12 protein-coding genes are annotated in these 10,676 nt (G+C 67.2%); 8 read left to right on the forward strand and 4 right to left on the reverse strand.

What is annotated here, in order from left to right:
- Positions 1-134 precede the first annotated feature (134 nt).
- From QH276_RS30420 to QH276_RS30455, 8 genes are all read left to right on the forward strand, one after another.
- Entirely contained in the window at positions 135-395 is a 261-nt protein-coding gene (locus QH276_RS30420) for a GreA/GreB family elongation factor (RefSeq protein WP_280402406.1), read from the forward strand.
- A 653-nt stretch (positions 396-1,048) separates the two neighbouring features.
- Positions 1,049-1,447 carry a succinate dehydrogenase, cytochrome b556 subunit gene (gene sdhC / locus QH276_RS30425; protein WP_280402407.1) on the forward strand — a complete coding sequence of 133 codons (399 nt, stop codon included), beginning with the start codon at positions 1,049-1,051 and terminating at the stop codon, positions 1,445-1,447.
- Between the two features lie 3 nt (positions 1,448-1,450).
- On the forward strand, positions 1,451-1,882 hold the full coding sequence (locus QH276_RS30430; RefSeq protein ID WP_280402408.1) for a succinate dehydrogenase hydrophobic membrane anchor subunit: 432 nt from the start codon (positions 1,451-1,453) through the stop codon (positions 1,880-1,882).
- Positions 1,883-1,898: 16 nt separating this feature from the next.
- Entirely contained in the window at positions 1,899-3,728 is a 1,830-nt protein-coding gene (gene sdhA / locus QH276_RS30435; protein ID WP_280402409.1) for a succinate dehydrogenase flavoprotein subunit, read from the forward strand.
- Positions 3,728-4,501, forward strand: a complete 774-nt coding sequence (locus tag QH276_RS30440; protein WP_280402410.1) for a succinate dehydrogenase iron-sulfur subunit — start codon at positions 3,728-3,730, stop codon at positions 4,499-4,501. The genes sdhA and QH276_RS30440 overlap by 1 nt, the downstream gene beginning before the upstream one ends.
- A 138-nt stretch (positions 4,502-4,639) precedes the next feature.
- A complete protein-coding gene (locus QH276_RS30445; RefSeq protein WP_280402411.1) occupies positions 4,640-5,557 on the forward strand; it encodes a metal ABC transporter substrate-binding protein in 918 nt (305 codons plus the stop codon).
- Positions 5,554-6,288 (forward strand): metal ABC transporter ATP-binding protein, encoded by a 735-nt coding sequence (locus QH276_RS30450; protein ID WP_280402412.1) that lies wholly within the window; start codon positions 5,554-5,556, stop codon positions 6,286-6,288. Before QH276_RS30445 ends, QH276_RS30450 begins: the two co-directional genes overlap by 4 nt.
- A gap of 46 nt (positions 6,289-6,334) precedes the next feature.
- Entirely contained in the window at positions 6,335-7,243 is a 909-nt protein-coding gene (locus QH276_RS30455; RefSeq protein WP_280402417.1) for a metal ABC transporter permease, read from the forward strand.
- A 273-nt stretch (positions 7,244-7,516) separates the two neighbouring features.
- On the opposite strand, the gene QH276_RS30460 is transcribed toward QH276_RS30455, so the two are convergent.
- From QH276_RS30460 to QH276_RS30475, 4 genes are all read right to left on the reverse strand, one after another.
- Positions 7,517-8,200 carry a JAB domain-containing protein gene (locus QH276_RS30460; RefSeq protein WP_280402413.1) on the reverse strand — a complete coding sequence of 228 codons (684 nt, stop codon included), beginning with the start codon at positions 8,198-8,200 and terminating at the stop codon, positions 7,517-7,519.
- 87 nt (positions 8,201-8,287) lie between these two features.
- Complete coding sequence (locus QH276_RS30465) at positions 8,288-8,485, reverse strand: type II toxin-antitoxin system VapB family antitoxin (protein WP_280402414.1); 198 nt, start codon at positions 8,483-8,485, stop codon at positions 8,288-8,290.
- Positions 8,486-8,684: 199 nt separating this feature from the next.
- Complete coding sequence (locus QH276_RS30470; protein WP_280402415.1) at positions 8,685-9,938, reverse strand: primosomal protein; 1,254 nt, start codon at positions 9,936-9,938, stop codon at positions 8,685-8,687.
- Between the two features lie 253 nt (positions 9,939-10,191).
- Entirely contained in the window at positions 10,192-10,524 is a 333-nt protein-coding gene (locus QH276_RS30475; protein ID WP_280402416.1) for a YbaB/EbfC family nucleoid-associated protein, read from the reverse strand.
- Between the last annotated feature and the right edge of the window lie 152 nt (positions 10,525-10,676).

Below are 10,676 nucleotides of genomic sequence, written 5' to 3' on the forward strand. Positions count from 1 at the left end.
CTCCCGTGTGCTCGAACGGCCGGCTCCCGTACATCTTCACTTCCTCCGGTGCTGTGAAACACGATGCCGAGTTCGGAGATATGTACGGTGCCGGGCCGTCCGGCTCGGCCTCGTGGTCGCCAGGAAGGTGCCGAATGACGCTTCCGAAGTTCCTCATCGTGATGGTCTATTCGAAGCTGTTGTTGTCCAAGCTCAATGCGTTCGACCAGGTCGAGGTGCGGTTGGAGTACCAGATCGTGCCCGATCACGACGCCGATCCGGCGGTGGGCAGGTATCCGGAGAGCGCGGCCGCGAGCCAGGCGCTACTGGGGCATGTGACCGGTGATGTCGTGGAGACGGTCTTCAACGACGAGGCTGTGCGGTTACGTGTCGAGGCGATCCGCGAGGGCGACTGAGGCCCGCGCCGGCATATCCGCCGCGGAACTGTCCTCGATGCCGGGCTGGGCGGAAGCAATCGCGCAGCCCGGCGGAGGAGGGCGCGGCGCACCGGGGTGACGGTGAATACGGTTCGCCGGATTTCGCCGGGAACTTCCACGGCCCCCGATCTCTCGGCTACTCTTGGGTAACTTGGGCTGCCCGCGGTGAGACATTTTGCACATTGCCCCCGCGCGCAATGGCGATCCGGACATTGTGCGCATTCGCTCCCTCCGGAAATCGGAGCCACTTCGCCGGGAATCGGTCCGGTTGGCGAAAGCGGTTGCGGGGCAATGGTTTACGGGCGATATCGCGATGCGGGTGGTATTCGGCACCCCGGGTTGTGCGGGCGCGTTCGACCCGTCGCGTAACCCCGTGGCGACCCGACAAAGGTAACCCTAACCTGTGTGACCCAGGCGAAACGCGCGGCACGCCGAATTAGTTCCCCGAATGTGAGGGGATTAGAGTCCAGAACAGATCGGTTACACGTTCGGCGGCGGCGAGCCCAGCGACCGCGGCCCCGGGATAGGGCCCTGTCACATCCGGCTGGTGCGTCACCGAATTCCGGCCCCGCCGCACCGGTGCCGGGATCTGTGACCGGGTCCATCAACGATGTTGGAGGCACCGAGACTCTATGGCCACGATAGAAGCTCCGGCTCAGCCGAAGCGCAAAACGCTGTACCGAGGCGACCCCGGAATGTGGTCCTGGGCCCTGCACCGGATCACCGGTGTCACGGTTTTCTTCTTCCTTTTCGTGCACGTCCTGGACACCGCGCTGGTCCGGGTGAGTCCCGAAATGTACGACGACGCGATCGCGATCTACAAGACCCCGATCGTCGCGCTCATGGAAATGGGCCTGGTCTTCTGCGTGCTGTTCCACGCGCTCAACGGTGTGCGGGTGATCCTGGTGGACTTCTGGTCCAAGGGCCCGCGCTACCAGAAGCAGATGCTGTGGGGCATCATCGGCCTGCTGGTGGTGCTCCTGGTGCCCTCGATCGGCCGCATGTTCTACCTACTGTTGACGGAGCACTGAGCCATGTCTGCACCTGTTCTCGGTAAGTCCTACGATCGCCCGGCGAGCCTGGATCTGCCCCGCTCGCCCCGGGCCCGGACCGGCGGCAACTTCGAGAAGTACGCGTGGCTGTTCATGCGGTTCTCCGGTGTCGCGCTGATCGTGCTGGTCCTCGGCCATATGGCGATCATGCTGCTACTCGACGGTGGGGTGAAGCGGCTGAACTTCGCGTTCGTCGCCGGCCGCTGGTCGAGCCCGTTCTGGCAGATCTGGGATCTCGCGATGCTGTGGCTGGCGCAGCTGCACGGTGGGAACGGTCTGCGCACCGTGATCGCCGACTACTCGCGCAAGGATTCGACCCGCTTCTGGCTGAACACGCTGCTGGTGCTGTCGATGATCCTGATCATGGGCGTGGGCACCTACGTCATCTTCACCTTCGACCCCAATATCAGTTAGGAACGGGCCCCCTCGCATGAGTGAGCGCAGCGAACGAACCGACGCGGCAGCTGAGAGCAGCGAACGAACCAGCGCAACTGTTCAGTCTCGGCCTGTTCAGGAGCACCGCTACGACGTCGTCATCGTCGGTGCCGGTGGCGCTGGTATGCGGGCGGCCATCGAGGCCGGCCCCCGGGCGCGGACCGCGGTGCTGACCAAGCTGTACCCCACCCGCAGCCACACCGGTGCCGCGCAGGGCGGTATGTGCGCGGCCCTGGCCAACGTCGAAGAGGACAACTGGGAGTGGCACACCTTCGACACGGTCAAGGGTGGCGACTACCTGGTCGACCAGGACGCCGCGGAGATCATGGCCAAAGAGGCCATCGACGCGGTGCTGGACCTGGAGAAGATGGGCCTGCCGTTCAACCGCACGCCCGAGGGCAAGATCGACCAGCGCCGGTTCGGCGGGCACACCCGTGACCACGGCAAGGCCCCGGTGCGGCGTGCCTGCTACGCGGCCGACCGTACCGGCCACATGATCCTGCAGACGCTGTACCAGAACTGCGTCAAGCACGATGTCGAGTTCTACAACGAGTTCTACGTGCTCGACCTGGTGATGAGCGAGACCGAGCGGGGCCCGGTCGCCACCGGTGTGGTCGCCTACGAGCTGGCCACCGGCGAACTGCACGTATTCCACGCCAAGTCGATCGTCTTCGCCACCGGCGGTTCCGGCCGGATGTACAAGACCACCTCCAACGCGCATACGCTCACCGGCGACGGTATGGCGATCGTGTTCCGCAAGGGCCTGCCGCTCGAGGATATGGAATTCCACCAGTTCCATCCGACGGGCCTGGCCGGGCTCGGCATCCTCATCTCCGAGGCGGTCCGCGGTGAGGGCGGCATCCTGCGCAATGTGGACGGCGAGCGGTTCATGGAACGCTACGCGCCCACCATCAAGGACCTCGCGCCGCGCGATATCGTCGCCCGCTCGATGGTGCTCGAGGTGCTCGAGGGCCGGGGTGCCGGCCCGAACAAGGATTACGTCTACATCGACGTGACCCACCTCGGCGAGGACGTGCTCGAGGAGAAACTGCCCGATATCACCGAGTTCGCCCGCACCTACTTGGGTGTGGATCCGGTGAAGGAACTGGTGCCGGTCTTCCCGACCTGTCACTACGTGATGGGCGGTATCCCCACCCGTATTCAGGGCGAGGTGCTGCGCAACAACACCGATATCGTCCCCGGCCTGTACGCCGCCGGTGAATGCGCCTGCGTCTCCGTACACGGCGCCAACCGGCTCGGCACCAACTCGCTGCTCGATATCAACGTGTTCGGCCGCCGCGCCGGTATCGCCGCCGCCGAATACGCCCAGCGCGCCGAATTCGTCGAGATGCCGGAGAACCCGGCGCAGATGGTGCAGGAATGGCTGTCGCTGATCCTGTCCGACCACGGCAACGAGCGGGTCGCCGACATCCGCACCGAACTGCAGCGGTCGATGGACAACAACGCCTCGGTGTTCCGCACCGAGGACACGCTCAAGCAGGCCCTCACCGATATCCACGCGCTCAAGGAGCGCTACGCCCGGATCACGGTGCAGGACAAGGGCAAACGCTACAACAGTGATCTGCTCGAGGCCCTGGAACTGGGCTTCCTGCTGGAGCTGGCCGAAGTCACGGTGGTCGGCGCGCTCAACCGCAAGGAATCGCGCGGCGGTCACGCCCGCGAGGACTACCCGGACCGCGACGACGTGAACTTCATGCGGCACACGATGGCCTACAAGGAAGGCTCGGATCTCCTCTCGGATATCCGGCTCGACTTCAAGCCGGTGGTGCAGACCCGTTACGAGCCGATGGAGCGTAAGTACTGATGACCGCTGTAGCCGAAAAGCCCGCAGCCGCGAACCCGGCGCCGGTCCCCGAGGGCTCGACCATGATCACCGTCAAGGTGGCGCGGTTCAACCCGGAGGACGGGCAGGGTCAGCGCTGGGAATCGTTCCAGGTGCCGGCGCTGCCGACCGACCGCTTCCTGAACCTCCTCATCTACATCAAGTCCTACCTGGACGGCACGCTCACCTTCCGGCGCTCCTGTGCGCACGGGGTGTGCGGTTCGGACGCGATGCGGATCAACGGGGTGAACCGGCTGGCCTGCAAGGTCCTGATGAAGGACATGCTGCCGAAGAACGGCAAGCCGGTCACCATCACCGTCGAACCGATCCGCGGCCTGCCGGTGGAAAAGGACCTGGTCGTCGATATGGAACCGTTCTTCGACGCCTTCCGCGCGGTGAAGCCCTACCTGATCACCTCTGGTAACGAGCCGACCTTCGAGCGGATCCAGAGCCAGGCCGACCGTGCCCGGTTCGACGACACCACGAAGTGCATTCTGTGTGCCTGCTGCACCACGTCCTGCCCGGTGTACTGGCACGACGGCAGCTACTTCGGCCCGGCCGCGATCGTGAACGCGCACCGCTTCATCTTCGACAGCCGCGACGAAGGCGCCCGGGAGCGGCTGGACATCCTCAACGAGGTCGACGGGGTGTGGCGCTGCCGCACCACCTTCAACTGCACCGATGCCTGCCCGCGCGGTATCGAGGTCACCAAGGCGATCCAGGAAGTCAAGCGCGCACTGCTGTTCGCGCGCTGAGCCCGGCGTTGCCGCCCGAACCGCCCCTGTGCCCGGCACGGGGGCGGTTTTGTTTTCCCGGCCGACTGGGTTGCGTCACACGAACTTGATAATTCGGGTACCCGAACTTACCATTCTGACTGGAAGGCGGTGGTTCGGATGCGGGTGTTTCTCCGGATTTCCGCCGTGCTGGCGGCCTGCGGGCTGACGGTCGCGCTCACCGCGTGCCAGACGTTCCATCTGCCGCGGACCGGTAAACCGGTGGTGGTCACCACCTTCACGGTGCTGGCCGATATCGCCGCCAATGTGGCCGGGGAACACCTCGAGGTGCAGTCGCTCACCAAACCCGGGTCGGAGATCCACGGTTACGAACCCACGCCCGGCGATATCAAACGTGCCGCCAAAGCCGATCTCATCCTCGACAACGGGATGAACCTGGAAGCCTGGTTCGGTCAGTTCGTCGCCGATCTGGACGCCGGCCACGTGACCGTGAGCGACGGGGTGGCCGCGGTGCCGATCACCTCCGACGCCTACGCGGGTAAACCCAATCCGCACGCGTGGATGTCGCCGCTCAACGTCCAGACCTATGTCGACAACATGGTCGCGGCCTTCACCCGCCTCCTACCCGAACAAGAGGCCGCCTTCCGGGCCAACGGCGCGGCCTACAAACTCCGGCTGCAACAGGTGCACGACGATCTCGTCGCCGAACTGCGCGAGCTGCCGCGGCGCCAGCGCGCCCTGGTGACCTGCGAAGGCGCGTTCTCCTACTTGGCGCGTGACGCCGGCCTGTCGGAGGCCTACATCTGGCCCGTCAATGCCGAACAGCAGGCCACACCGCAGCAGATCACCCGGGTGATCGAATACGTCCGCGACAACCGGGTGCCCGCGGTGTTCTGCGAATCCACCGTCTCCGACGCGCCGATGCAGCGGGTCGTCGAGGCTACGGGCGCGCGGTTCGGCGGCGTCCTCTACGTGGACTCGCTGTCCGCGGCCGACGGTCCCGTACCGACCTATCTGGATCTGATCCGGCACGATGCCGAGACCATTGCCGCCGCACTCACCGGGAGCCGGTCATGACAAAGCCCGCGATCGACATCGACGAGGTCACCGTCTACTACGGTGAGGTGCAGGCGCTCGACAGCGTCCGGCTGGCGGTGGACCCGGGCCGGGTATGCGCGCTGATCGGGATGAACGGCTCCGGTAAATCGACGCTGTTCAAAACGCTGATGGGCATGATCGTCCCCGACCACGGCACCGTCCGTATCGGCGGCGCGAAACCGGCCGCGGCGCGGCGCTCCGGAGTGCTCGGCTACGTACCGCAGAGTGAGGCCGTGGACTGGTCGTTCCCGCTGTCGGTGCGCGATGTGGTGAGTACCGGACGCTACGGCCGGATGGGTTTCACCCGGCGGATGAGCCGTGCCGACCGGGCCGCGGTGGATGAGGCACTGGAACGGGTAGAGCTGACCGAGCTGGCGGACCGGCAGATCGGCCGGCTCTCCGGTGGCCAGCGCAAACGCGCGTTCGTGGCCCGGGGGATCGCGCAGGGCGCACGGATTCTGCTGCTCGACGAACCGTTCGCGGGTGTGGACAAACGGTCCGAGGCGACGATCACGAGTTTGCTGCGTGAACTGGCCGCCGGTGGGGCGACGGTGCTGATCTCCACCCACGACCTGCACGCCCTGCCCGGACTCGCCGACGAGGCGGCGCTGCTGATGCGCCGGGTGCTGGTGCACGGCAGTACAGCGGAGGCCCTGCGGCCGGAGAATCTCGCGCTTGCCTTCGGCCTCGACGTACTGGAACAACGGTGACATCCGCCCCGGCCGGGGGCTTCCACGGAGCAATCAGGTGACTGTCATGGATCTGGTCGAATTCCTGCTCGAACCGCTGCGGTACGCCTTCATGGTGCGGGCGCTGGCCACGAGCCTGGTCGCGGCCGTCGTCTGCGGCCTGCTGTCGTGCTGGCTGGTACTTGTCGGCTGGTCGCTCATGGGCGACGCGGTCTCGCACGCCGTGCTGCCCGGGGTGGTGCTGGCCTATATCGCCGGCGCCCCGTTCGCCGTGGGCGCGGTGATCTTCGGATTCCTGGCCGTGGCACTGATCGGCCTGGTCCGCGACACCACGCGGGTGAAAGAGGACGCCGCCATCGGCATCGTATTCACCACCCTGTTCGCCCTCGGCCTGGTACTGATCTCGGTGACCCCCAGTGATACCGACCTCAACCACATCATCTTCGGCAACATTCTCGGGGTGAGCGAAGCCGAGCTGATCCAGATCGCCCTGCTGGCCGCGGTGGTATTCGTCGTCCTCGTACTCAAACGACGCGATTTCACGCTCTACGCCTTCGATCCTGTTCATGCCTATGCGATCGGCCTGAACCCGCGGGTTCTCGGCGCGACACTGCTCGGGCTGCTCGCGCTGACCGCGGTCGTGGCGCTCCAGGCGGTCGGGGTGATCCTGGTGGTGGCCATGCTGATCATCCCGGGCGCCACCGCCTACCTGCTCACCGACCGATTCGGCCGCATGCTGGTGCTGGCGCCGGCGCTCTCGGCGGTCTGCGCCGTCGTCGGCCTCTACGTGAGCTACTACGCCGATACCGCCCCCGGCGCGACCATGGTGCTGGCCCAGGGCACGGTGTTCACCGCCGTCTACCTGTTCGCACCCCGGCAGGGCCTGATCGGCTCCCGGCTGGTAGCCGCTCGCCGCCGCGCCCGCAACGGCAGCGCCACCACGGTCCGCGCGGAAACCCCTGGCATACCGGGCTGACCTCAGGGCGGGTCGAGGGTGTTACCCGGCGCCTGAACGGGAGTGCCCGCGGCAGGCGCCGGGGCGGACAACGGCCCGGCCAGATCTGCGGTCTTCCGCTCGGCGCGTACTTCGCGCCGGTCGTCGCGGTTCTTTCTGCCCGCGCCCTGTGGTCTCCGAACGGACCAGCCGTCCGGTGCCGCAATGCGCGGGTCGGCGCCTCGAGCAGCTGCGCCGACGGCTGGCTGCTGCGGCCCTGTTCGGGACGGCACCACAGCTCGGGCCGGGCGGTCGTCACAGGCCCGGCTCCTCGAGCGGGGCGGCGCGGCGCCAATCCTCACCGGCCAGCACCACATGGTCGAGGAAACGCAGGCCGACGGTCTGGGCGGCTGCGGCGAGCACGCTGGTGGCGCGCCGGTCGTCGTGGCTGGGGGACGGGTCGCCGGAGGGGTGGTTGTGGGCCAGGGCGAAGGCGCGGCCGTCGTGACGTAGGACGGTGTTCAGGATTTCCCGTACCGGTACCGCGACCTCGTCGATCGCGCCCTCGGCCACGAATACCGAGCGCCGCAGCCGATTGCGGGCATCGCAGATCAGCACCAGCAGGCGTTCCACCCGGGCACCGGCGAACAACGGCCACGCCGCCAGCGCCACATCCTCGGCGCGCAGCAGCGGTGCGGCCGGTACCCGGCCGGAGCGCGCACGCGCGGCGAGTTGGAAGGCGGCGGTGATCGCGGCGGCCTTGGCGGTGCCGACTCCGCCGTGCCGGGCCAGTTCCTCCGGCCGCGCCGACGCGAGCCCGGCCACTCCGCCGAATTCGGCGAGCAGGACGAGCGCGAGTTCCACGGCGCTCGCACCCCGCTTACCCTGGCCGAGCAGCAGGGCGAGTAGTTCGCCGTCGCTCAGCGCGTGCGGGCCCAGCGCGTACAGCCGCTCACGCGGACGCTGGGCGATGGGCAGATCGGTGATCGGTACCGACATGATTCCCCCTCCGGACTCCCTGTGCCCGGATCATGCCAGCGGGTACCGACAGTGTTCGCGATAGCCGGCCGGCTGCCGAGCCGGCCGTCAGCTCTCGAGCACCGCGGGTTGTGGGGACCGGTTCAGTGCCGATGCGGCGAGGCGTTCGAAATGCCGTAGCTGCCGTTCGTGGACCACGATCCGGCGCAGCGCCTCGTGAATGGTTGCCTTGCTGGTCTCCGTACCCATGATTGCGCCGGCGGCCGCCAGCAGATCCTGATCCAGATCGATCCGCACTGTCGGCATGCGTCCTCCTTCGTACATCCGCCCTGCTGCCGCGGTGTCACCGCCCCCGCCCGGAAGGAGCCGGTCGGGGCTGCGCGACGACAAACACCGCTGGCCAGACAGTTTGCCGAGTCGATGCCGGTTTATCGACCGAATGAACCGGCACGTGTCCACATCGAGACCTAAGCCGGGGGCGACGATCGGTGGCCCGGCGGCGAAATCAGCGTGGGGTGAGCCGGGATTCGAAGTTGCGTTCGAGTTCGCGCCACGCCGCCGCCTCCGCGTCGAACGGCGGGTTGGGAGCCATCCGGGTGGGGTCCGGGTTCAGCAGATAGGAGACGTACCAGCCCAGCGGAGTGGATTTCGCCAGTGCCTGTTCGACCGCGTCGTCCTCGGCGTAGTCGGCGGCATCGGCGAACAGCTCCAGCACCAGATCCAGTTGTTCGGTATCCACTGCTTCGGGCCCCTCGGCCAGATCGTCGGCCAGGCCGGTCAGAACATAGATGTTCTCGTCGGTGACCTCGACCTCCAGCGAACCGTCCACCGCGGCCGTCTGCACCTCGGCGAAGGTGCTCACCCGCGCCAGATCGTGTTCGTGATCATCGGCGAGGTAACGGGCGAGCGCGCGTTCGCTCCCGAACACCGAAATGGATTTCTTCGCACCGAGGAAGATGGGTTCGTCGTCGAGATAACAGCGCAGCGTGAAGTATTCCGCTCCGGACGTAATGATCTTGACCGGGTCGATGCCGACCTCCTCCCAGAAGGTGAGGTCCTCGTCTTCGTCGTCGTCCTCGTCGGCATTCAGGTCGACCGGCTCGAAATCGCTGTCGTCGTCGGTATCGGCGACATCGTCGGCGTCGACCTCGTTCTCCTCGGCGGCCAGCAGCTCCGCCTCGGCCACGGCCACGGCCTCGGCGTCCACCTCCGGAACGCGTACCACCGAATCGATTGCGTCCAGCACATCGTCCCAGCTCTTGGCGACGGCCGCGCCGATCTGATCCCACAGTTCCAGGCCTTCACGACCCACGAACATGCTCGTACCGCCGGAGAGCGCGGCCAGCGAGGGATGGGTGCCGAAGAATTTGGTCACCGGCTCGAGTTCACAGACCTCGCCGATATTGCGGACCATCGCCAGGGTGTCCTCGAGTTCGGCGACGGTATCCACATCCGGATCGCCGGCCGCCAGCTCGGGGACGCCGACCAGATCGAACGAATAGTTGGCCTCCGGCTCCAACTCGGCGGCCGATAGCCCGGCGACCACCTTCCAGGCCGGATGATCGACCAGATCGTTATCGGAGTCGGTCCGGATGAAGGCGGCGAGCTCGGCCACGGATTCGAATCCGTAGAGGGCGTCCTCATGTCCTAGGAACGCTTCCCACTCGTCATCCCCGTCACGCCAGCGCGGTGCCCACAGGGTGACGAGATCGCCGTCGGTCAGACCGAGCTCGATCGGGACGATGTCTCCAGAAGCCATACGCGGAAGCCTAATAGGTCCAGCTGGGCTGAGCCCACCCATGGTCGGCGCCCCGCCCCGGGAAAGTGGGCGCGCGGCCGGTCATATCCGGCCATGGCGCCGCCGGCATTCCGCGATACACGCTTCACCAGCGGTGATCCGGAGCCGGCCGGTAACCGCGCAACAGGGTGAACGCCGCTGTAGCCGCTGCGCACGATCGCCGCTCATCTTCCGGGTGCGCTCGCAGCGCTTTCCCACCGTGGCGGTGGATGTGTCAGGTGCCGGCCGGCCCGGCCGCGCCCGGTACCGGCGGTGCGAACGATTCGTTCAGTGCGGCAACGACCTCGGAGCGCTGGCCCCCGGCATCCTCGGCGGCCTGGCGGCAGGCCCAGAGGATGAGCTGAGACGCCTCGGCCGGCGCGAGCGAGGTGACGGCTTCCGACAGCCGCAGATCGACGAGGGCGCCGTCGCTGTCGACCTCCACGCTCACCATGCCGTCCTCGGTGGTGAACCGGCCGCGCACCTGCTTCAGCCCGTACAGCGCTGCTTCGAGCGCCTCCAGTTTCTGGGTCGCCCCGGCTACCAGGGCGTCCATTTCCGCGCTCATACTCTTTGTCTCCTAGTTACCCGGACCGATCCGCTGCGGTGCCGGGGGGGGGGGGGGGGGGGGGGGGGGGGGGGAGCGGCGGCCCCCGGGGGGCGGGCGGGGGGGGGGGGGGGGGGCCGGGGGGCGGGGGGCGGGCGGGGGGGGCGGGGGGG

The sequence above is a fragment of the Nocardia carnea genome (genome assembly GCF_029869215.1).
GTDB classification, from domain to species: Bacteria; Actinomycetota; Actinomycetes; order Mycobacteriales; family Mycobacteriaceae; genus Nocardia; species Nocardia carnea_B.

Coding starts and splice junctions, on each gene's coding strand:
- QH276_RS30430 (WP_280402408.1), top strand. CDS start 1,451: ATGTCTGCACCTGTTCTCGGTAAGTCCTACGATCGCCCGGCGAGCCTG.
- QH276_RS30465 (WP_280402414.1), bottom strand. CDS start 8,485: ATGCCGACAGTGCGGATCGATCTGGATCAGGATCTGCTGGCGGCCGCC.
- QH276_RS30455 (WP_280402417.1), top strand. CDS start 6,335: ATGGATCTGGTCGAATTCCTGCTCGAACCGCTGCGGTACGCCTTCATG.
- QH276_RS30420 (WP_280402406.1), top strand. CDS start 135: ATGACGCTTCCGAAGTTCCTCATCGTGATGGTCTATTCGAAGCTGTTG.
- QH276_RS30470 (WP_280402415.1), bottom strand. CDS start 9,938: ATGGCTTCTGGAGACATCGTCCCGATCGAGCTCGGTCTGACCGACGGC.
- QH276_RS30445 (WP_280402411.1), top strand. CDS start 4,640: ATGCGGGTGTTTCTCCGGATTTCCGCCGTGCTGGCGGCCTGCGGGCTG.
- QH276_RS30450 (WP_280402412.1), top strand. CDS start 5,554: ATGACAAAGCCCGCGATCGACATCGACGAGGTCACCGTCTACTACGGT.
- QH276_RS30460 (WP_280402413.1), bottom strand. CDS start 8,200: ATGTCGGTACCGATCACCGATCTGCCCATCGCCCAGCGTCCGCGTGAG.
- QH276_RS30440 (WP_280402410.1), top strand. CDS start 3,728: ATGACCGCTGTAGCCGAAAAGCCCGCAGCCGCGAACCCGGCGCCGGTC.
- sdhA (WP_280402409.1), top strand. CDS start 1,899: ATGAGTGAGCGCAGCGAACGAACCGACGCGGCAGCTGAGAGCAGCGAA.
- sdhC (WP_280402407.1), top strand. CDS start 1,049: ATGGCCACGATAGAAGCTCCGGCTCAGCCGAAGCGCAAAACGCTGTAC.
- QH276_RS30475 (WP_280402416.1), bottom strand. CDS start 10,524: ATGAGCGCGGAAATGGACGCCCTGGTAGCCGGGGCGACCCAGAAACTG.